General features: G+C 68.4%; 15 protein-coding genes and 1 riboswitch. Of the genes, 13 read left to right on the top strand and 2 right to left on the bottom strand.

The genetic code is table 11. From position 1 onward, the window contains the following. The first annotated feature begins 4 nt into the window (after positions 1–4). From AC05QJ_RS14165 to AC05QJ_RS14105, 13 genes are all read left to right on the top strand, one after another. Positions 5–1312: a flavin-containing monooxygenase gene (locus AC05QJ_RS14165; protein ID WP_476747445.1), complete on the top strand. Its 1308-nt coding sequence runs from the start codon at positions 5–7 to the stop codon at positions 1310–1312. Between the two features lie 20 nt (positions 1313–1332). Continuing rightward, positions 1333–4791 carry an alpha/beta fold hydrolase gene (locus tag AC05QJ_RS14160; protein WP_476747444.1) on the top strand — a complete coding sequence of 1153 codons (3459 nt, stop codon included), beginning with the start codon at positions 1333–1335 and terminating at the stop codon, positions 4789–4791. Beyond that, complete coding sequence (locus tag AC05QJ_RS14155; protein WP_476747443.1) at positions 4788–6275, top strand: flavin-containing monooxygenase; 1488 nt, start codon at positions 4788–4790, stop codon at positions 6273–6275. The genes AC05QJ_RS14160 and AC05QJ_RS14155 overlap by 4 nt, the downstream gene beginning before the upstream one ends. After that, a complete protein-coding gene (locus AC05QJ_RS14150; protein ID WP_476747442.1) occupies positions 6272–9013 on the top strand; it encodes a beta-ketoacyl [acyl carrier protein] synthase domain-containing protein in 2742 nt (913 codons plus the stop codon). The genes AC05QJ_RS14155 and AC05QJ_RS14150 overlap by 4 nt, the downstream gene beginning before the upstream one ends. Beyond that, the gene (gene fabD / locus AC05QJ_RS14145; RefSeq protein WP_476747441.1) at positions 9010–10800 is read left to right on the top strand and encodes an ACP S-malonyltransferase; all 1791 of its coding nucleotides are present in this window, start codon (positions 9010–9012) and stop codon (positions 10798–10800) included. The genes AC05QJ_RS14150 and fabD overlap by 4 nt, the downstream gene beginning before the upstream one ends. Then, positions 10797–11078, top strand: a complete 282-nt coding sequence (locus tag AC05QJ_RS14140; RefSeq protein ID WP_476747440.1) for an acyl carrier protein — start codon at positions 10797–10799, stop codon at positions 11076–11078. The genes fabD and AC05QJ_RS14140 overlap by 4 nt, the downstream gene beginning before the upstream one ends. Beyond that, entirely contained in the window at positions 11071–12837 is a 1767-nt protein-coding gene (locus AC05QJ_RS14135; protein ID WP_476747439.1) for a fatty acyl-AMP ligase, read from the top strand. Before AC05QJ_RS14140 ends, AC05QJ_RS14135 begins: the two co-directional genes overlap by 8 nt. After that, on the top strand, positions 12827–13552 hold the full coding sequence (locus AC05QJ_RS14130) for a thioesterase II family protein (protein WP_476747438.1): 726 nt from the start codon (positions 12827–12829) through the stop codon (positions 13550–13552). Before AC05QJ_RS14135 ends, AC05QJ_RS14130 begins: the two co-directional genes overlap by 11 nt. 32 nt (positions 13553–13584) lie before the next feature. After that, a riboswitch (cobalamin riboswitch) is annotated at positions 13585–13785 on the top strand. Between the two features lie 151 nt (positions 13786–13936). Further along, a complete protein-coding gene (locus tag AC05QJ_RS14125; RefSeq protein WP_476747437.1) occupies positions 13937–14944 on the top strand; it encodes an ABC transporter substrate-binding protein in 1008 nt (335 codons plus the stop codon). Then, complete coding sequence (locus tag AC05QJ_RS14120) at positions 14944–15984, top strand: FecCD family ABC transporter permease (protein WP_476747436.1); 1041 nt, start codon at positions 14944–14946, stop codon at positions 15982–15984. Before AC05QJ_RS14125 ends, AC05QJ_RS14120 begins: the two co-directional genes overlap by 1 nt. Further along, on the top strand, positions 15981–16772 hold the full coding sequence (locus tag AC05QJ_RS14115; protein ID WP_476747435.1) for an ABC transporter ATP-binding protein: 792 nt from the start codon (positions 15981–15983) through the stop codon (positions 16770–16772). Before AC05QJ_RS14120 ends, AC05QJ_RS14115 begins: the two co-directional genes overlap by 4 nt. A gap of 21 nt (positions 16773–16793) precedes the next feature. Next, positions 16794–17231, top strand: a complete 438-nt coding sequence (locus AC05QJ_RS14110; RefSeq protein ID WP_476747434.1) for a pseudoazurin — start codon at positions 16794–16796, stop codon at positions 17229–17231. Positions 17232–17267: 36 nt separating this feature from the next. After that, complete coding sequence (locus AC05QJ_RS14105; protein WP_476747943.1) at positions 17268–18605, top strand: OprD family porin; 1338 nt, start codon at positions 17268–17270, stop codon at positions 18603–18605. A 119-nt stretch (positions 18606–18724) separates the two neighbouring features. Here AC05QJ_RS14105 and ycaC read toward each other — a convergent pair whose 3' ends face one another. Both ycaC and AC05QJ_RS14095 read right to left on the bottom strand, forming a co-directional pair. Beyond that, positions 18725–19354, bottom strand: coding sequence for an isochorismate family cysteine hydrolase YcaC (ycaC, locus tag AC05QJ_RS14100; protein ID WP_476747433.1), 630 nt, complete (start codon positions 19352–19354; stop codon positions 18725–18727). Between the two features lie 66 nt (positions 19355–19420). Then, positions 19421–21259 carry an amidohydrolase gene (locus AC05QJ_RS14095; protein ID WP_476747942.1) on the bottom strand — a complete coding sequence of 613 codons (1839 nt, stop codon included), beginning with the start codon at positions 21257–21259 and terminating at the stop codon, positions 19421–19423. Positions 21260–21379 lie beyond the last annotated feature (120 nt).

The raw sequence follows: 21379 nt of genomic DNA, 5'->3' as shown, positions 1-21379 counted from the left end.
CCCAATGCAGCAGCCGACAATCGCCGTGATCGGCGCCGGGGCCAGTGGCCTGGGCGTGGCCAAGGCCCTCAAGGAAGCCGGGCTGGCCTTCGAGATCATCGAGGCCACCTCGCGCTTCGGCGGCAACTGGCAGCCGGACGGGCCGGCCTCGAAGATGTACGCCTCGGTGCATCTGATCAGCTCGCGGCGCAACACCCAGTTCGCCGACTTTCCCATGCCCGCCGACTACCCGGACTACCCACGCCACGACCAGGTCTTCGCCTACCTCACGCAACTGGCGGCTCACTACGGGCTGGACGCCCACACCCGGTTCGATACCCGGGTCACCGGCATGACTCGCGAACCACAGGGCTGGCGTCTGGCCTTCGGCGATGGCAGTTCCTCCCGCTACGAGGCGGTGGTGGTGTGCAACGGCCTGCTCGGGGTGCCTCAGATCCCCTGCTACCCCGGCACCTTCAGCGGCATCAGCCTGCATGCCCGCGACTACCGCAGCACCGAGCAGTTGCGCGGCAAGCGGGTGCTGGTGGTGGGCGGCGGCAATTCCGGCTGCGACATCGCCGTGGACGCCGCCCAGAGCGCCGCCCGGGCGCTGCACTCGACCCGCCGCGGCTACCACTACATGCCCAAGTTCATCGACGGCCAGCCCACCCAGGAATGGCTGATGGACCAGGCGCCGAAGTTCAGCGACGACGATGCCTACTGGGAACACGTAGAGCGCAGCTTCAAGTTCGCCGGTTTCGATGGCCGCGACTACGGCCTGCCGGCACCGGACCACAGCATTCGCGAGTGCCACCCGATCCTCAACTCGCAGATCCTCTACTACCTCGGCCACGGCGACCTTCACGCCAGGCCCGACATCGAGCGCTTCGACGGCCAGCAGGTGCACTTCACCGACGGCAGCTTCGAAACCATCGACCTGATCGTCTGGGCCACCGGCTACGGCATCGACCTGCCGTTCCTGCCCACCGAAGTGTTCGACTGGCAGCGGGATTTCGACTCGCTGTTCATGCGCATGCTGCCGGCGCAGCACGATGACCTGATGTTCGTCGGCTACCTCAACACCCCGTCGGGCATCGGCAACCTCGCCAACATGACCGGCCGCTTCATCGCCGCCTGCCTGAAGGCCCGCGCCGCAGACAGCCCGGCATGGCGCCGGCTGTGCCGGATCAAGCAGCAACCGCAGCGGCTCGACCTCGGCCAGCAGCGCTTCATGCAGACCCAGCGTCACGCCCACGAAGTGGACCTGTGGAAGTTCATCCGCTCGATGAACTTCCTCACTGCCCGCCTGCAACCCCTGGCCCACAGCGCCTGACGCTTTCGCGAGGTCCGACCATGAATGCTTCCGCCCACCTGTCTGCCCCCCTCAGCGCCCTGGATGCCCTGCGCCTGCTGGACCACCTCGACGCCCCACCGGCCCTGGAGCCGCGGCTGCTGGACGACCTGCGGGAACTGCTGCTGGGGGTGCTGAAAATCGCCGCCGAAGACTTCTCGCCCGACCGGCCACTGATGGACTACGGCCTGGACTCCATCGCGTCCACCGAGATCGGCACCCTGTTCACCGCGCGCTATGGCATCACCGTGCCGCCCACGGTGTTTTTCGAATTCCAGGACCTGCGCAGCTTCTGCGGCTACCTGCTGGCCAACCATCGCGCCTCCCTGCAAGCGCACTATGGCCTGGCCGAACAGTCTCTGGCACCCAAGCCTGTACCTACCGCGCCCGCCCCCGACACCTTCCCCGACAGGAACGAGCCGGCTCGCGAAAAGGCCCAGCCGCCCGAGCCCACCAGCAACCTGCTCTCGATCGAAGAGCTCTGGGAAGAAGAGCAGCCTCAGCAGGAGCCCTCCCAAGCCCTGCTCGACCAGCACCTGCTCACCTGCCAGCGCGCCACCCGCATCCAGTTCCGGCGCCCCGCCGCCCCGCGCCTGGAATGCGCCACCTACGGCAGCGGCCGGCCGGTGCTGCTGCTTGGCGGCCTGGTGATGCAGTACGACGTGATGTGGCGGCTGCAGATGGAGGCTCTGGGCGAGCGCCACCGGCTGATCATGTTCCACCTGCCCGGCTGCGGCGACGCCGAACTGCCTGCGCAGTTCGACATCGACCACCTGGTGGCCGACCTCGCCGACCTCCTCGATCAGCTCGGCCTCGACGAGCCGCTGCCGGTGATCGGCTACTCCTTCGGCGGCGTGCTGGCCCAGGCCTTCGCCCTCGCCCACCCGCAGCGCTGCGCCAGGCTGTGTGTCACCGTCAGTTCCCCGTTCAGCGAGGGGGCCTCGAACTTCCCGGTACTGATGGGCGAGCTGCAGAAAAGCCCGCGCTTCATGACCCTCAACCGTGGCTGGAACATGCCGGCGTTGCCGGCGTACCAGCAGGTGATCGGCGATTTCGACCTGCGCCCGCGCCTCGCCGCCCTGGAATGCCCGTGCCGGCTGATCTGCGGCAGCGACGACGCCTACCAGCCGCCGGCCTACTCGCGGCTGATCGCGGCAGCCGTGCCCCAGGCCGAACTGATCGAAGTGGAAGGCGCCGGCCATCTGCTGGGTTTCACCCACTTCGAACACTACAACCGCCTGCTGCTGGACTTCCTCGACGCCACGCCGAGCGCGCCGACACCACCAGAACGGCGCACCACGGTGTTCCAGCCCGCCAGCGCCACCACCCTGGAAACCCTCGCCGACTATGTGCAACAGGGTGAGCAAGGCCACTGCGCGATTCTTTCGGCGCCTGCGGCGCAGACCGCCCTGCTGCTCAACCACCTGGCCCGGCGCGGCAAGCGCGAGGCCGGCGGCTACCGCAGCTACTTCCTGACCTCGCAGGAAGAAGCCCTCGACGCCGCCCTGCGCCTGGCCCGCCACCACGCCCGCAACCGCACCCCGGACGGCGGTGGCGGCCTGTTGCTGATCGACGCCAGCGGCTATTGGGCGCGCTACGTCAACCCGCTGAAGGCCGCTGATGAAGACGCCCTGATCCCCGGCGTGGAAGTGGTCGCCAGCCTCGCCGAGGCACGCACGCGCCTTGCCGCCAGCAGCCCGGCGCAACTGGCTGCAGTCGCCGTGATCGAGGCTGCCGACGCCACGCCCGAACAGTGTGACGCGCTGATCGCCAGCCTCACCGGCAGCGGCACCCTCAGCCTGGTGCTGGAGCACGGCCATGGCGAGCAGCGCTTGTCCCGCCTGCGTGAAAGTGCCGACTTGGTGGTGTTCGGCGAGGGCCTCGGCGGCTTCCAGGCGCCGCTGGGGGCCTGCCTGGTTCACGAGCGGGTGAAGAACCCCTGGCTGATGACGCCCAACGAAAGCTACGTGCGCCACGTCATGAGCAATTTCGGCCTGCCGCTGCGGCTGGCCGTGGAGCACCTGATGCAGCAACTGGCCGGCGAACTGCCCGCCGATTTGCTGCGCCAGTTGCGACGTGTGGCGTCGAGCAGCGAAGCGACGTTCCAGGCTCATCTGCAACACGGCAACAGCGGCTACGCCCGGATTGCCCGTATGCACGGCTTCGACGGGCGCTTCCAGGAAGGCTACGGCGTGCGCTCGCGGCTGCGGGTCGATGGCCAGCCGTCGCGGGAGATCATCGACTGCTTCGTCAACGTCGGTACCTGTCCGCGGGGCCTGAATCCGCAGGATGTGATCACGCAGGTCGCCGGGCAGCACGACACCCGGCACGACTACTGGGACGCGCTGTGCCAGGTGCTGGCCCGGGAAACCGCACTGCCCCTGGCGCTGCCGGCCTCCAGCAACGTCACGGCGGTGGAAGCGGCGCTGACCCTGGGCCTGCTCGCGGCCCGCGGCGAGCGACGCAAGCTGCTGTGCTTCAGCGGCGGCCTGGGTTTCTCGATGCTCAGCGCCGCTTCATCGCGCAACGAAGACTTCGATATTTTCCGCCAGCCATTCGAACCGCTGCACCGTCATACGGTGTTCGTCGACCCACAGGCGGAGGATGCCGAGGCACAGTTGCTGGACCACCTGCAAAGCGGCGAAATCGCCCTGGTCTGGCTGGAAACGATCCAGGTCGACGCCAACGCCTCGCGCCCGATTCCAGCGGCGCTGGTGCGCCTGATCGAACACCACCGCGAGGCCGGCGGCTACCTCGTCGGCGTGGATGAAACCCAGACCAACCTGATCACCGGCCGCTTCCTGCACAGCCAGCCGCAGATCCCCCAGCCGGACATCGTCGCCCTCGGCAGTGCCCTGTGCGACAGCCTGCTGCCGATGGGCGTGGTGCTCTACCGCGAGGAACTGGCGCAGCAGGCGGGCCAACGCCACCCCGAGCGCCTGTACGACCTGCAACGGCGTGGCATCAGCCAGTTGAGCGCGCACCTGGCGCTGAACTGCCTGCAGGCCATCGAGCGCGATGCCGGCCTGCAACAGGCCCGCGACCAGGGCGAGTACTTCCGCCAGGGGCTGCTGGCCTTGCAACGGGCGTTTCCGCTGATCAGGGAGGTGCGCGGCGAAGGCGTGCTGCTCACCCTCGAACTCGACCTGCGCGGGATGCCGGCGTTCGTCGAGCGCAGCTTCGGCTACCTGCTCTGGGGCCGCCTGCTGCGCGACCGCGAAGGCGGTGTCGCGGCCGCCGTGTGCCCGATCTACAACAACTGCCTGCGTTACCTGCCACCGCTGGATATCGACCGCGACGCCATCGACCTGATCCTCGCCAACCTGCGCCGGGCCCTGGCCCGAGGCGTCGCCGGGGTACTCGAAGACTGCGCCGCGTACAACCGGCAACTGGGCGACACCCGCACTGCCGACTTTCTCGCCGGGCTGATACCGGCAACCACGCAAGGAGCCACGCTGTGACCGAGCACACTCGCATCAACCCGTCGCGTCTCGCCGATTCCGGCGCGGCCCCTGTCCGTCCGCTGTCGTCCCATGGCCCGACGGTGTGCATCGTCGGCGCCGGCGTCGGCGGCCTGTGCATGGCCCGGGCGCTCAAGCGCAAGGGCATCGCCTTCGACTGCTTCGATCGGCGCGAGCGGATCGGCGGCATCTGGGCCTTCGACCACAGCGGCCGGCACACCTCGGTGTGGCACAGCATGAACATGAACACGCCCAAGGGGCTGTACCAGTTCAGCGACTTCCCGATGCCCCGGCACTACCCGGACTTCCCCTCCCATCGCCAGGTCCACGCCTACCTGGAGAGCTTCGTCGAGCATTTCGAGCTGGCCGACTCGATCCACCTCGACTGCCCGGTGGAACGCACCGAGCGCCTGCCCGACGGTGTCTGGCGGGTGACCCTCGGCTCCGGGGAAGTTCGCCACTACGACGCCCTGGTGATCGCCAACGGGCACCACAACACGCCCAACTTCCCCGACTACGCCGCCGATGCCAGCGTCGACGCCATCCACTCGCAGCAGTACCGCTACCGCCACGGCTACCAGGACAAGCAGGTGATGGTGGTGGGCGTCGGCAACAGCGGCGCGCAGATTGCCGTGGACGTCAGCCACGACGCGCGCATGACCTACCTGTCGCTGCGCCGTGGCGTCTACGTGCTACCCCATTACCTGTTCGGCATCCGCATCGACAAGGTGATGGGCTGCCTCAACGACTGGTGGGTGAAGAAGATCCTGCCCTACCCGCTCACCGGCCTGATGTTCACCGGCCTGTACAAGGCCCTGATCGCCAAGCGCAAGCAACTGGGCATGCCCAAGCCCGATCACCTGATGATGTCGAGCCTGCCGACGCTGTCGGAAAACTTCGCCAACCGGGTCGGCGACGGCAAGCTCAAGGTGGTGCCACAGGTGCAGCGCATCGACGGCAACACCGTGCACTTCGTCGACGGCAGCCAGCTGGAAGTCGACGCGGTGATCTACGCCACCGGCTACCACACCGACTTCCCGTTCCTGCCCACGGAACTGCTGAAGATCGAAGACAACCGCATCCCGCTGTTCCAGCGGATCTTCCTGCCGGACATGCCGAACCTGGCCTTCATCGGCCTGTTCCAGGCGGTGACCTGGGGCTTCCTCGACATGATGGAGCGCCAGGCCGACCTCACCGCCGACTATTTCGCCGGCGACTACCTGCGCCCGGACACCGCCGCCGAACGTCGCCACATCGAGGCCGAACGCAAGGTGATCGAGCGGGAATTCCTGGCCACCCCACGCAACAACTACGAGATGCACGGCCCCACCTACATGCATGGCCTGGCCCGGGAACTGCGCCAGGGCCACGAGCGCGCCAGGGCCACCGGCAATATCGGCCCGCTGCAGGCCCAGGCCCGTCAATACGAAGCGATGACAGCCCTGTGCCAGCGTCAGCCGGACGTCGTCGAGGGAAACGCGTGAGCGCCGCCGGCCCGGCCCTGGCGGTAGTCGGAATGTCCGGACGCTTTCCCGGCGCCCCGGACCTGCGCGCCTTCTGGCACCTGCTGCGCGACGGCACCGACGCCGTGCGCCAGGTTCCGGCCGAGCGCTGGGACTGGCGCGCCTACGACAGCGAACGCAATGCCGGCGACGACACCAGCTACTGCCAGCGCGGAGGATTCATCGAGCAGGTCGACCGCTTCGACCCCCGTTTCTTCGGCATTCTGCCCCGCGAGGCACAGGGCATGGACCCGCAGCAGCGGCTGTTCCTGCAATGCGCCTGGGCCGCCCTGGAGGATGCCGGCTACCCGCCGGCACAGCTGGCGAAACGCCGGGTCGGGGTGTTCGTGGGTGTCGGCCACGCCGACTACCCGACCCTGCTGCGCCGCGACGGTGTACCCAGCGACGCCTGGCGCGGCACAGGCATCGCCCTGACAGCCATTGCCAACCGGGTGTCCTACTGCCTGGACCTGCACGGCCCCAGTGAAAGCATCGACACCGCCTGCTCCAGCTCGCTGGTGGCGCTGCACCGCGCCCGTCAGGCACTGCTGTCCGGCGAATGCGAGCTGGCGATCGTCGGCGGGGTCAACCTGCTGCTCGGCCCGGAGCTGTTTATCGCCTTCGCCAAGGCCGGCATGCTCAGCCATGCCGGGCACTGCCAGACCTTCTGCGCCGGCGCCGACGGTTATGTCCGCGGCGAGGGCGTGGCCGCGCTGGTGCTGACCACCCTGGACGCCGCCCTGGCCAATGGCGACTTCATCCATGGCCAGGTGCTGGGCAGCGCGCAGAACCACGGTGGCCGCGCCCACAGCTTTACCGCGCCCAACCCCAAGGCGCAGAGCGAGGTCATCCGCCAGGCCTGGCAACAGGCCGGGCACTCGCCGCGCCAGGCCTGCCTGATCGAGACCCACGGCACCGGCACACCGCTGGGCGACCCGATCGAAATCAACGCCCTGAAAAAAGTCATGTCGGCCAGCGATGGCGCGCCTGTCGTGCTCGGTGCGTTGAAGAGTCAGATCGGCCACCTGGAAGCTGCCGCCGGGATCGCCTCGGTGGTCAAGACCCTGCTCTGCCTGCAACATCGCCAGCAGGTGGGCAATCTGCACCACCGCCAGCTCAACCCGCAGATCTGTCTGGATGACAGCCCGCTGCGCCTCGCCGAAGGCAATGCGCCGCTCGCACAACATGACGGCGAGCCGCTGCTGGCCGGGGTCAGCGCCTTTGGCTTTGGCGGCGTCAATGCCCATGTGGTGCTGCAGGCTGCCGCCAACCTGGCACCGGTGACCGCCGCGGCGCAACCGCGGCTGATCCTGCTGTCGGCGCGGGACGACGCCGGCTTGCGGGCGCGCGCCCGGCAACTGCTGTCAGCCTTCGGCGAAGCGCTGCCAGGCGGCGGTGCAGCCTTGCGCCAGACACTCTTGCAGCAGTTGCGCGAACGCCTCGGCCTGCCTGCCGACGCCGCTAGCCCAGTGCGGCTCGCCACCCTGGACATCGATCCCGGTCGCTTCGTCGCCAGCCTGGAGCAGGTGCTCGACGAACTGCGCCTGGACGTACCCCTCGACGCCTGGCGCGGCGCGGTCAGCCTGGAGGAAGTGGTCGAACGCTGGGTGGCCGAAGCCCGGCCGGCCGATGCCGACGAGCCGCGACAGGAAAGCTTCACGGCACTGCCCGAGGCGCTGCTGGCCGAAGCGAGCCTCGCCAGCATCGCCCGCACCTTGCAGGAAGGCCGTGATGCCATGGCCAGGCGCCTGGCCTTCGTCACCGACAGCCGCGCCGGCTTGTTCCAGCGCTTGCGGGACTATCTGACTGACGACAGTGCCGGCCTGTACCTCAGCGGCACTATTGCACCGGCAAACGAACCGCCACCTGCCGGGCAACTCCTGGCCTGGGCCGCGTACTGGGCCGGCGGCAAGCAGCCCAGCCCGGATTGGGCCGCCGTCTACGGCGACCAGCCGCGCCCGGGCAAGTTGCCCTTGCCCGGCTATCCGTGGCGCCTGGAGCGGGTCTGGTACACCCCGGCCACGGTCGCTGCCCGCCCCGCGCCAAGCCTGGGCCAGGCCTGGCGCGAGTGCTGGGAGGCCGACGCGGCCCCGCCCGGTTCGGTGATGGCACTGCCCGCGCTGATCGGCCAGTGGCTGCAGCAGGCGCCGGGCACGCCGCTGGCCCTGAGCGACCTGCGCTTCGGCCCGCCGCTGGCGCTGGGCACCAACGAATCCCTGGCCTTCGCGTGCGCAGATCGGCACTGGCAAGTCAGCCTTGGCGAGCAGGTGCTGCTGCAGGTGCGCGCCGACGAGCCGGGGGCACCGCCCGCAGCGCTCGCCGAGGCCGCGGCCGCGGATGCCAGGCCGCTGGCGCATTACCCCGGGGGCGCCCCTGGCCGTAACCTGCGGGACCTGCACCACACCGCAGACAGCCTGCACGCCCATCTCGCCCACCCCGGCAAAGACGCCCGGGACCCGGAGCTGTGGGCGGCACTGCTGAGCAACCTGAGCCTCGCCCCGACCCTGCTGCAGCACGCACCGGCCCCGCGCCTGCCGTTTCGCATCCGCCAGTTGCACCTCGACCCGGCGGCCCTGGCGGGCGCACGGCAACTGGTGATCGCCCGTCACGGCAGTGAACTGGCGCTGAGCCTGAGCGCCGCCGACGGTCGCTGCGCCCTGCGTCTGGACGGCCTGGAGATGCGCGACCTGCCGCGGGCGCAACACGAGGTGACCCCATGAAGGCCTGGCTGTTCCAGGGCCAGGGCAGCCAGCGCAAGGGCATGGGCGCCGAGCTGTTCCCGCGCTTCCCGGCGCTGGTACGCGAAGCCGACGCCGTGCTCGGCTACTCCATCGAACGGCTGTGCCTGGACGATCCGGACCAGCACCTGAACCAGACCCGCTACACCCAGCCCGCCATCTACGTGGTGTCCTGGCTGGGCTGGCTGGCGGCGCGGGAAGATGGCGCCCGGGCCGACTTCGCCGCCGGTCACAGCGTTGGCGAATACGCTGCGCTGACCGCTGCCGGGGTCATGGACTTCAACCTGGGCCTGCGTATCGTCAACGAGCGCGCACGGCTGATGGCCTCGGTCGAAGGCGGTGGCCTGGCGGCGGTACTCGGCCAGGACGAGCAGCAGGTCCGGCAATTGCTCGCCGAATTGCCGGACAGTGGCCTGGCCATCGCCAATATCAACAGTCCGCGACAGATCATCGTCGGTGGCGAGCACCAACCACTCGAGCAGTTGCTGGGCCTGTGTGCCCGCCAGTCGATCCGCGCCCTGCTGCTGAAAGTCAGCGGGCCGTTCCACACGCCCTGGATGGCGCCGGTGGAGGCCGGTTTCCGCGCTTTCCTGCACAGCGTCAGCGCGCAGTTCCGCGAGCCGGCCTTCCCGGTGATCGCCAATATCGACGCCCGCCCCCATCGCCGCGAGCGACTGGTGGATGCGCTGTCGCGCCACCTGACCCACCCCGTGCAATGGCAACAGGGGATGCAGCGGCTGCTGGCCGAGGGTGTCGAGCAGTTCATCGAAGTCGGCCAGCCGCCGATCTTCGCCGGCATGCTCAAGGACATCCGCGAGCATGCTCCGGCTCTCGCGGCAGCGCCTGCGCCACGGGGGCGGCCGTTGCTGGCGGCGGCCCTGGCCCCGGCGCTGGGCGGCGAGGCCCTGCTGCTGGAACTGGCCCGCCACGGCGCCATGGGCCTGCTGGACAGCCACGACCTGGACGACCAGCAGCTGCACGACACCCTGCAACGCTACAACGCCAATCCACAGCTGCGCGGGCGTTTCGGCGTGAGCCTCGACGGTGCGCAACGCCTGGCGCACGTCGCCGACGCGGGCATCCGCTGCATCGAGATCGGCGCCCATCGCCTTACGCCGCAACTGCGCGAGCGCTGGCCGGCGGTGCACTGGCTGGTCCGGCTGGAACGAGAGGCGGATCTCGACGCTGCCCTCGCCCACGCCGACGCCCTGCTGATCGCCGTCGATCAGCACCTGCCGCTGCTGCTGGAAGCCCTGGCCCGCCGCGAGCGCCTGCTGCGCCGGCCACTGATCGGCGCCGGCGGGCTGATCGGCAGCGCCGCCAGCGCCCAGGCCATGTTCGACCTGGGCGTGGAGTTCGTCGCACCGGGAGCGGTATGGCTGCTCGCCGCCGAGGCCGCCCTGCCCATTCAGCGCCAGCAACAGCTGGCGCGCCTGGGCCGCGCGGACCACCAGTGGCTGGCGGACTGGCGCTACCCCGAGCTGCACAGCCGCAGCCAGGGCTATGTGCTGGACCACCAGGCCCAACGCCACAGCGAGGCGCAGCAGGCGTTCTACCTCAGCGACGGCTGCCGTCCCGGCGACGAGCGCCAGGCCCTGTGTCAGCGCATGCGTGATGCGCAGGCCACAACGCAAGTGCCCGGCGATGCCTCGCTGTGGCTGTTCAACCGCTGGCGCCGCCAGCACGCCCCCGACTTGCCGATTCCCTTGCCCACGGCGCAGTTGCTCGACCTGCTGTGCCCCGATGCCCCACCGAGGAAAAGCCCATGAGCCTGATCGAGACCCTGCAAACCCACATCAGTGAATTCATCTGCCGGGAGACCGACCTGCCGCCGGACGAGATCGACCTGCATACCCCGCTGGGCGCCCTGGGCGTCGGCTCGCTGGTGGGCACCCGGCTGATCGGCAGCCTTGAAGAACGCTTCGGCGTGCGCCTGTCACCGACCCTGGTGTTCGAACACCCGAGCATCATCGAGCTGGCCGAAGCCATCGCCGCACTCGCCGGCAGCGCCGGGCAAACCCGACAACAGGAGCCGGAGCATGTTTGACAAGACCTGCCTGAACCCCCAGGAACTGGCCTCGGCCACCGGCAGCCTGGCGATCCACGACTGCCTTGGCCTGCGCGCCCGGCTGCACCCGGACAAGGTGCTGTTCACCCTGCTCGATGACGACGGTGCCGAGCAGCAGCGCCTGACCTACGGCCAGCTGTACGGCCGCGCCAGCGCCATCGCCCGCCAGTTGCACAGCCACAGCCGGCCGGGCGACCGCGTCGCGCTGTTCTTTCCCCAGGGGCTGGAGTTCATCGCCAGCTTTCTCGGCTGCCTGCTGGCCGGGCGCATTGCCGTGCCGGTCAACCTGCCGACCCGGCGCCGCGTCGAACGCTGCCTGAAGATCCTCGACGACAGCGGCAGCCGCCTGTTGCTGGTGGCCGAGAGCGAACGCCCGGCCTTGCGCGAGGCGTTCGCCCGCAGCAGCGCCGAAGGGCTCGCCCTGCTCAGCCCGACCAGCGAGTGCGACGCCGAAGCAAGCTGGAGCCGACCGGAGGACAACGACCCGCAGCGCACCGCCTTCCTGCAGTACACCTCGGGATCGACCTCGGCACCCAAGGGCGTGATCGTCAGCCACGCCAACATCAGCGCCAACCTGCGCATGATGCGCGACGCCTGGGCACTGGATCACACCAGCGATTTCGTCACCTGGCAGCCGCACCACCACGACATGGGGCTGATCCTCGGCCAATTGCTGCCCATCGTACTGGGCAACCACACGGTGATCCTGTCGCCAGCCACCTTCGTTCGCCAGCCACTGGTCTGGCTGCAGGCCATCGCCCGTTACCGCGCACGCCTGGCCGGCGGCCCGAACTTCGCCTACAACCTCGCCGTGGAACGCTACGACGCCCGCCGCCTGGAAGGCCTGGACCTGTCCTGCTGGACCCACGCCCTCAACGGCGCCGACGTGGTGCGTCCGGCCAGCCTGACGCGCTTCGCCGAGTGCTATGGCGCCCATGGTTTTGCCGCCAGCGCCTTCCTACCCTGCTACGGCCTGGCCGAGGCGACCCTGTTCGTGTCCGGTGGCCCCCATGGGCGACCGGTACGCACCCTCAGTGCCGACCCGCAGGCGCTGGCACTGGAACAGCGCTTGCGCCGGCCCGTCGACCCGGCCAATGCGCAGGTGCTGGTGGGCTGTGGCGAGCCTTCGTGGGAGGTGCAGGTAGCGATCGTCGACCCCGCCACACGGCAACGTTGCGAAATCGGGCAGATCGGCGAGATCTGGCTGCGCGGCCCGGCCATCGCTCGCGGTTACTGGCAGAACCCGGAGGCCACCGAGGCAGGCTTTCGCGCGCGCCTCGACGACGGCAGCGAACACCACTGGCTGCGCACCGGCGACCTGGGCTTCGTCGAGGAACAGGACCGCCAGCTCTACATCGGCGGCCGCCTGAAGGACCTGATCATCTGCGAGGGCCGCAACCTGCACCCGGAAGACATCGAGCACACGGTGATCGAGGCGCTGCGCGATGCAAGGGCACAAAGCTGCGCCGTGTTCAGCCACGACAACGAACAACAGCGCCAGACCCTGGTCGCCGCCATCGAGCTGAACCGCGAGCTCAAGCGCTGGCTGCGCGACGATCCGCGCCAGCTCAAGGCCACCGTGCGCGGCGCGGTGACGGACAGCCACGGCGTGACCCTGAATCGCATCGTGTTCGTCCAGCCCACCAGCATCCACAAGACCACCAGCGGCAAGATCCAGCGCGGCAGGATGCGCCAGCTCTACCTGGCGGCCCAACTGGAACTGCTCGATGACGCCTGAGACGGGCCTGGTGCAGTGGCTGGCCGACGACGCGGCGCCGGTCAGCCTGGTGTGCTTTCACTGCGCCGGCGGCAGTGCACAGGGGTTCTTCCCGTGGAAAAAAGCCGTGGCCGGCCGCTGCGAACTGTATGCGGTGGAACTGCCCGGCCGTACCCGGCGACTGCGCGAGCCCTTCGCCCGCTCGCTGGCGGAGCTGGCCGGGCACTTCGCCGAGCAGTGCCAGCGGCTGCCGGACAAACCGCTGGTGCTGTTCGGCCACAGCCTGGGGGCCCTGCTCGCCTACGAAACCGCCCGCCACCTGCTGGCCGCGGGCGCCCGGCGACCCTCGCGGCTGCTGGTGGCGTCACGGCAAAGCCCGGACTGGCTGCCAGTCTGCGCCGGCCTGCCGCCGCTGACCGACCGCGCCCTGCGCGACTACCTCGCCGACCTCGCCGGCACGCCCAGGGAAGTGCTGGACAACCCGGCGATGATGGACCTCACCGTACCGATCCTGCAGGCCGACCTTGAACTGATCCTCGACTACCGCCATCGGTACCAGCAGCCGCTGGAGATCCCCGTGGTGGCTTTCGGGGCGCTGGAGGACCGCCAGGTGAGCTACGAGTCGCTGCTGGCCTGGCGTCGGGTCAGCGGTGCCGGGTTCTCCCTGCGCATGAGCGACGGCGGGCACTTTGCGGTGATGGGGCAAATCGAAAGCGTGCTGCGGGCCCTGGGCTGACGCCCGGGGCTGGCCCTGCGCCGCTCTATCCCGTACCATCGCGCCCCGCCGGTTTCCGAAAGGAATTAATAGGGAATCCGTGCGCGCCGCCCACCGGCGCGAAAACGGAACTGCCCCCGCAACTGTAGGCGCCGAGCCTGCTCCTCATCGAACGCCACTGGGCCACGCCCGGGAAGGCTGGAGCAGTGCCAGGACGCGCCAGTCAGGAGACCTGCCGGCCAGCAGCATCACAAACCCACCGGCGGGGTGTCCGGAAAGGGCATCCCGTCTGCGCACGGCAACCGTCTTCACGGCTGCCCGGCGTGCGTCCGCGTGTTTTTCCGGGGTGTGTTTTCCAGACCTGTGCCGTGTCACCGCACACGTTCGAATGGAGATCGCATCCGCATGTCACCGTCCCGTCTCGCCCTAGCCCTGCTCGCCAGCCTCGGCCTGAACCACGCCGCTGTCGCCGCGCCTACCCAGTACCCGCTCACCGTGGACAACTGCGGCATGAAGCTGACCTTCGACCAGGCGCCCGCCCGCGCCGTGACCATCGGCCAGTCCGGTACCGAGATGTTCTATGCCCTGGGCCTGGAACAGAAGCTGGCCGGCACCTCGCTGTGGTTCAGCGATGTCCCCGAACGCTTCAAGGCGCAGAACGCGAAGGTCGAGCGTCTGGCCGACAACGACCCCAGCTTCGAGGCGGTGATCGGCAAGCGGCCCGGCCTGGTGGCGGTGCAGTTCGAGTGGATGGTCGGACCGCAAGGCGTGGTCGGCACCCGCGAGCAGTTCGCCGACCTCAAGGTGCCGACCTACCTGATGCCGTCCGACTGCGAAGGCAAGGACAACCTCAGCGGCGCCGACGGCACCCGCCTGCAACCGTTCCAGATCGACAGCCTGTACAAGAGCATCGAGCAACTGGCGCAGATCATGGACGTGAGCGAGCGCGGCGATGCCGTGGTCAACGACCTCAAGGCGCGTCTGGCCAAGGTCACCGCCAGCGCCGGCCAGCGCCGCGAAGAAAACCAGTCGGCGGTGTTCTGGTTCTCCAGCGCCGACCTCGACATCGACCCCTACGTGGCCGGGCGCAAGGGTATTCCCGACTTCATGCTCAACACCCTGGGCATGCGTAACGTCATCGAGTCCGATGAGGAATGGCCGACCGTGGGCTGGGAAACCATCGCCAAGGCCAACCCGACCTTCCTGGTGATCGCCCGCATGGACCGCCGCCGCTTCCCCGCCGACGATTACCTGAAGAAACTCGAGTTCCTCAAGAACGATCCGGTCACCCGCAACATGGACGCAGTGAAAAACGACCGCATCGTCATCATCGACGCCAACTCGATGCAGGCCAGCCTGACCCTGATCGATGGCATCGAAGCCCTGGCCGCCGCCAGCCAGAAGGCCCGTTGATGCTCCACGCCCTTGCCCGTCTCGCCCTGCGCTCGCTGGGCCATGCACTGTGGGTCGGCGCCCTGCTGGCCCTGGCGGTGATCGCCGCGGCCAGCATCGGCGAAACGCGCCTCGGGCTGTCCGTGGTGCTGGACGTGCTGGGCAACAAGTTGTGGAGTGCCGGGCATCTGCTCGACCCCATCGACGAAGGCATCATCTGGAACTATCGCCTGCCCCGCGCCCTGGTGGCCGGCGCCTGCGGGGCCGGTCTGGCCATGGCCGGCGTGGTATTGCAGGCGCTGCTGCGCAACCCGCTGGCCGACCCCTACCTGCTGGGGATTTCCGCCGGAGCGTCCACAGGCGCGGTGCTGGTGGCGATCATCGGGGTCGGCGCCGGAGCCTTGTCGATGTCCGCCGGCGCGTTCGTCGGCGCCCTCGCCGCCTTCGCCCTGGTGGCGCTGCTGGCCCGGGGCGCACGGGGAGCCGGCAGTGCCGGACAGATCATCCTCGCCGGTATCGCCGGTTCGCAGTTGTTCAACGCCCTCACCTCGTTCCTGATCACCGCCTCGGCCAGCGCCGAACAGGCCCGCGGCCTGATGTTCTGGCTGCTGGGCAACCTCAGCGGAGTGCGCTGGCCGGCGGTGTGGCTGGCGCTGCCGGTGGTGCTGGCAGGCTTGCTGCTGTGCCTGTGGCACCGCCGCGCACTGGACGCCTTCACCTTCGGCAGCGATGCCGCGGCGGCGCTGGGCATTCCGGTGCGCCGGGTACAGGTGCTGCTGGTGACCTGCTCGGCGCTGATGACCGCCGTGCTGGTCTCCCTCGTCGGCTCCATCGGCTTCGTCGGCCTGGTGATTCCCCATGCCGTGCGCCTGCTCGCCGGCCCGCGGCACACCCGCCTGCTACCGCTGAGCGCACTGTGCGGGGCATTGTTCCTGATCGCCGCCGATGTGCTGTCGCGCACCCTGCTCAAGGGGCAGGTGCTGCCCATCGGCGTGATCACAGCGCTGGTCGGCGCACCGGTGTTCGCCCTGATCCTGATCCGGGGGCAGCGCCTGCGATGAACGCCTTCAACGATGCGCAACGCTGTGCCGCCCTCGCCTGCAACGGCCTGGGCTATCGGATCAAGGACACGCCGCTGCTGGCGGAAGTGAGCTTGCAGGCGGTTCCCGGCGAAACCCTCGGCATCGTCGGCCCCAACGGTTCGGGCAAATCCACCCTGCTGCGGCTGCTGGCCGGTCTGCTCAAACCTTGCGCCGGTGAGGTACTGCTCAACGCGCAACCGCTGTCGCGCCTGCGCCGCAGCGACATCGCCCGGCAACTGGCGGTGGTGGAACAACAGGCCAGCACCGATGACGCCATCAGCGTGCGCGACGCCGTGGAACTGGGCCGCACGCCTTGGCTGTCGGCGCTGTCACCGTGGAACGCAGCCGACGATGCCATCGTCGCCGACGCTCTACGGGCGGTGGGCATGCAGCACCTGGCGACACGAGCCTGGCACAGCCTGTCCGGCGGCGAGCGCCAGCGCGTGCACATCGCCCGCGCCCTGGCCCAGCAGCCGCGCGTGCTGCTGCTGGACGAGCCGACCAACCACCTGGATATCCAGCAGCAACTGAGCATCCTGCACCTGGTGCGGGCACTGCCGGTGACCACCCTGATCGCCCTGCACGACCTCAACCAGGCCCTGGACTGCGACCGCCTGGCAGTCATGCAGCAGGGCCGGCTGGTGGCCCTCGGACCGCCGCTGGAGGTACTGACCCCGCAACGCCTGCGCGACACCTTCGGCGTGCACGGCCATTTCATCGACGACCCGCTGGACGGCAGCCGTTTCCTGCGCCTGCGTCCGCTCTGACCCTGTTTCGAGGATTCTGCAATGAAACGCTTTTCCGCCCTGGCGCTGTCGGCCCTGCTGCTCAGCAGCACCGCCGTGGCCGAGGTCCATGAAGTGAAGATGCTCAACCGTGGTGCCAGCGGCGCCATGGTCTACGAACCGGACTTCCTGCGCCTGCAGCCCGGCGACAGCGTGCGCTTCGTCGCCACCCACAGCAGCCACAACGCCGCCAGCATCGAAGGCCTGCTGCCGGCCGGCGCCGCGCCATTCAAAAGCAAGATCAACCAGCCGCTGGAAGTAACGTTCGACGTCCCCGGCTTCTACGGCATCCAGTGCAGCCCCCATGTCTCGATGGGCATGGTCATGGCGATCCAGGTCGGCGAGCCCGGCGCTGCCGCCCCGGTGATACCCGCCAACCTCAACCCCCGTGCCGGCCAACGCCTGGCGAGCATCATCCAGCGCGAACTGCCACCGCGCTGATTCCCGATTTCGTCTGTTACGCAAGGAACGCCCGTGATCAAGCTCCACCCTTTCGCCCTGGCCCTCGCGGCGCCAGCGCTGGCCCATGCCGAATCGGCCCAGGAACAGGCCAACGGCTTTATCGACGACAGCACCTGGCTGCTGCTCAACCGCAGCGTCTTCGATCAGCGCGACTACCGCCACGACGCCCGCAGCAACGGCGCGCGCAACGCCTACAAACCCCGCAACCAACGCAGCGACCAGTCGCTGGAATGGGCCTATGGCCTGATGGGCACCCTGCAATCGGGCTTCACCCAGGGCACCGTCGGCGTGGGTGTCGATGCCCACCTGTATTACGCCCGGCAACTGGACAGCGGCGGCGGCCGGGCCGGCAAGGCGCGGCTGCTGGGGCTGGATAACGAAGGCCACCCCAAAAGCGATGCGTCGCGGGGTGGTGCGGCCCTGAAGGTTCGTACCGCCAACACGACCCTGAGCTACGGCGAGCAGCGGGTGAAGACCCCGGTATTCAGCTCGTCCGACAGCCGTCTGCTGCCGGAAACCGCCACCGGTTTCTTCCTCGACAGCCGGGAAATCCCTGGTTTAAAGCTGGTGGCCGGCCACTTCAACGAAAGCACCGACCGCAACGCCTCCAGCCATGACCGCGGCTTCGTGGTGAACTACTCCAATGGCAAACAGGGCAACAGCTTCGACCTTGCCGGCGCGGTCTACAGCGGCTTGCCGGGCCTCACCGCCAGCCTCTACAGCTCGGTCTACGAAGACACCTGGCGCCAGCACTACCTGGGCGCCAGCTACCTCAAGCCGCTGGCGGGCGACCGTTCGCTGGGGCTGGACCTCCATCTCTATCGCACCACCGATACCGGCAAGGCGCTGTCCGGCCGGATCGACAACACCACCTGGAGCCTGACGCCGAGCTACCGCACTGGCGCCCACACCTTCAGCCTCGGCTATCAGCAGGTGGATGGCGACACCCCGTTCGACTACGTCACCCGCGGCGCCATCTTCATCGGCAACGCGGTGCAACTGTCCGACTTCAATGCGCCCAACGAACGCTCCTGGCAGGCACGTTACGACCTGGCGATGCAGTCTTTCGGCGTGCCGGGGCTGGTGTTCAGCGCGCTGTACGTGCGCGGCAGCGGCATCGACGGCAGCCATGTCGATCCGCGAGGTGGCTACGCCTGGCTGGGCTACGGCAAGGGTGGCCGGCACTGGGAACGGGACCTGGAAGCACGCTATGTGGTCCAGGACGGACCGGCGAAAAACCTCGCGCTGTCGCTGCGCTACAACGTGCATCGGGGCAACACGGCGCAGGCCGAGACAGATACCGATCAGGTGAGGTTCGCGGTGGAATACCCATTGGGCGGGAAACTGCGCTAGGCGCTGGACGCAGCGCATCCGGACTCGCCCCTAGCGTGTCGAAAGCAGGCTCGGACCCTTGACTGACACCCCGTCAACCCAGCGCCCTCGCCTGCTTGCGTGCGCCTACGCGCCGACAGTCACCGCTGCGCTGCCGTCAACGCCGAATAGCTATTCATCAGGTTGCGGTAGTTAGGCAAGCGCTGGGACAGCAGGTTGCCCAGCCCCTCGATGTCGTTCCTCCAGTCGCGGTGCAGCTCACAGGCCACCGAGAACCAGTTCATCATCTGTGCACCGGCGGCGGTCATGCGGGCCCAGGCAGCCTGCTGCACGGTTTCGTTGAAGGTGCCGGAGGCATCGGTCACGACGAACACCTGGTAACCCTCGGCCAGCGCCGACAGGGTCGGGAAGGCCACGCACACATCGGTCACCACACCGGCGATGATCAGTTGCTTGCGCCCGGTGGCCTTGATCGCCTGGACGAAGTCGGCGTTGTCCCAGGCGTTGATCTGGCCCGGGCGGGCAATGTACGGCGCGTCCGGGAACTGTTCCTTCAACTCCGGTACCAGCGGGCCGTTGGGGCCTTGCTCGAAGCTGGTGGTGAGGATGGTCGGCAGGCCGAAGAATTTCGCCAGGTCGCCCAGGGCCAGGACGTTGTTCTTGAATTCGTTGGGCGAGAAGTCCTGCACCAGCGAAATCAGACCGGTCTGGTGATCCACCAGCAACACCACGGCATCGTCTTTGTTCAAGCGTTTGTAGTCAGTGCTCATTACAGGACTCCATTGGTTTGAATGACGCGGGAGTGGCGCGGGCCACAGCCCGCGCCGGGGTGAAACTCAGAAGGCGAAGCAGGAACAGCCGAAGGCGCCCCAGAAGCCCTGGAAGTCGCTGACCGGGACGTTGGACATCCGCGCCCGCTCATGGCCGTGGGCATGCACCGCGCATGGGCCGCTGCACTGGTGTACCTGGGCCTGCAATGGCGAACCCGGACGCCAGTGACCCGGCACCTTGACCACCGGCGACCAGTCCGGCAGCACCGGAACGTCCAGCGGGCCGAGGTTGCGGAAGTCGTCGGCACCGTAGACCACCTTGCCGCCGACCACGGTCAGCACCGATTCGATCCACTTGATCGCCTCTTCATCGACGCTGAAGAAGTCGGCGCTGAGCACCGCCACGTCCGCCAGTTGGCCGACCTTGATCTGGCCCTTCTTGCCCTGCTCCGAGGAGAACCAGGCGCTGCCGTGGGTGAACAGTTCCAGCGCGGTCAGGCGTGGCAGGCCTTCCTGGTGCAAGGCCAGGCCACCGACCGTGCGGCCGCTGACCATCCAGTACAGCGAGGTCCATGGGTTGTAGCTGGACACACGGGTGGCGTCGGTACCGGCGCCGACCGGCACGCCTTCGGCGAGCATGCGCTTGATCGGCGGCGTCGCCTCGGCGGCCTTGGCGCCGTAGCGATCGACGAAATATTCACCCTGGAAGGCCATGCGGTCCTGGATCGCGATGCCGCCGCCCAGCGCCCGAACCCGCTCGATATTGCGCGGGCTGATGGTCTCGGCGTGGTCGAAGAACCACGGGATGCCGTTGAACGGAATGTCGCGGTTGACCTTCTCGAACACATCGAGCATGCGGCTGATGGACTCGTCGTAGGTGGCATGCAGGCGGAACGGCCAGCGGTTTTCCACCAGGTGGCGCACCACGGGTTCCAGGTCCTGCTCCATGCCTGGCGGCAGGTCCGGACGCGGTTCGAGGAAGTCCTCGAAGTCGGCGGCGGAGAACACCAGCATCTCGCCAGCGCCGTTGTGACGCAGCATGTCATCGCCCTGGTGCAGCTTGACGCTGCCGGTCCAGTTCTTGAAGTCGGCCAGCTCTTCCTTGGGCTTCTGGGTGAACAGGTTGTAGGCGATGCGCACGGTCAACTGGTCTTCCTTGGCCAGGTGCTCGATCACCTCGTAGTCGTCCGGGTAGTTCTGGAAGCCACCGCCGGCATCGATGGCGCTGGTCAGGCCCAGGCGGTTCAGCTCGCGCATGAACTGACGGGTCGAGTTGATCTGGTATTCCAGCGGCAGCTTCGGCCCCTTGGCCAGGGTCGAGTAGAGGATCATCGCGTTGGGCCGCGCCACCAGCATGCCGGTAGGCTCGCCCTTGCTGTCGCGGACAATCTCGCCGCCCGGCGGGTTCGGCGTGTCCTTGGTATAGCCGGCAACCCGCAGCGCGGCACGGTTGAGCAAGGCGCGGTCGTACAGGTGCAGAACGAACACCGGGGTGTCCGGCGCGGCCTGGTTGAGTTCTTCAAGGGTCGGCAGGCGTTTTTCGGCGAACTGGAATTCGTTCCAGCCCCCCACCACCCGCACCCACTGCGGGGTCGGCGTACGGGCGGCCTGGTCCTTGAGCATGCGCAGGGCATCAGCCAGCGACGGCACGCCTTCCCAGCGCAGTTCGAGGTTGTAGTTGAGGCCACCACGGATCAGGTGCAGGTGCGAGTCGTTCAGGCCGGGGATGGCGCAGCGGCCCTTGAGGTCGATGACCTGGGTGCCGGTGCTGCGTGCGGCCATGACCTGGGCGTCGCTGCCAACGGCGACGAACCGCCCGTCCTTGATCGCCACCGCGGTGGCCTCGGGGTTTTCCCGGTCCACGGTGTGGAAGCGGCCGTTGAACAGAATCAGATCGGCATTCATTGCAGGTCCTTGGTCTGGAGAGTTGGCGCCGAACGACAGCCGTGGCAACAGGGCCACGGCGGCGGTCAGCAGAGAGCCGGCCAGCAGGTGGCGGCGAGTGGGATCAGTGCGGTCGGCCTC

Source organism: Pseudomonas sp. TUM25319 (assembly GCF_056388475.1).
The sequence above is the reverse complement of the archived record's forward strand: the minus strand, read 5'-3'. Positions and strand labels throughout refer to the sequence as shown.

Excerpts from the sequence above, each read along its gene's own strand:
- AC05QJ_RS14160 (WP_476747444.1), top strand. The coding sequence starts at position 1,333 with ATGAATGCTTCCGCCCACCTGTCTGCCCCCCTCAGCGCCCTGGATGCC.
- AC05QJ_RS14115 (WP_476747435.1), top strand. The coding sequence starts at position 15,981 with ATGAACGCCTTCAACGATGCGCAACGCTGTGCCGCCCTCGCCTGCAAC.
- AC05QJ_RS14120 (WP_476747436.1), top strand. The coding sequence starts at position 14,944 with ATGCTCCACGCCCTTGCCCGTCTCGCCCTGCGCTCGCTGGGCCATGCA.
- AC05QJ_RS14165 (WP_476747445.1), top strand. The coding sequence starts at position 5 with ATGCAGCAGCCGACAATCGCCGTGATCGGCGCCGGGGCCAGTGGCCTG.
- AC05QJ_RS14110 (WP_476747434.1), top strand. The coding sequence starts at position 16,794 with ATGAAACGCTTTTCCGCCCTGGCGCTGTCGGCCCTGCTGCTCAGCAGC.
- AC05QJ_RS14135 (WP_476747439.1), top strand. The coding sequence starts at position 11,071 with ATGTTTGACAAGACCTGCCTGAACCCCCAGGAACTGGCCTCGGCCACC.
- AC05QJ_RS14130 (WP_476747438.1), top strand. The coding sequence starts at position 12,827 with ATGACGCCTGAGACGGGCCTGGTGCAGTGGCTGGCCGACGACGCGGCG.
- fabD (WP_476747441.1), top strand. The coding sequence starts at position 9,010 with ATGAAGGCCTGGCTGTTCCAGGGCCAGGGCAGCCAGCGCAAGGGCATG.
- AC05QJ_RS14095 (WP_476747942.1), bottom strand. The coding sequence starts at position 21,259 with ATGAATGCCGATCTGATTCTGTTCAACGGCCGCTTCCACACCGTGGAC.
- AC05QJ_RS14125 (WP_476747437.1), top strand. The coding sequence starts at position 13,937 with ATGTCACCGTCCCGTCTCGCCCTAGCCCTGCTCGCCAGCCTCGGCCTG.
- ycaC (WP_476747433.1), bottom strand. The coding sequence starts at position 19,354 with ATGAGCACTGACTACAAACGCTTGAACAAAGACGATGCCGTGGTGTTG.
- AC05QJ_RS14140 (WP_476747440.1), top strand. The coding sequence starts at position 10,797 with ATGAGCCTGATCGAGACCCTGCAAACCCACATCAGTGAATTCATCTGC.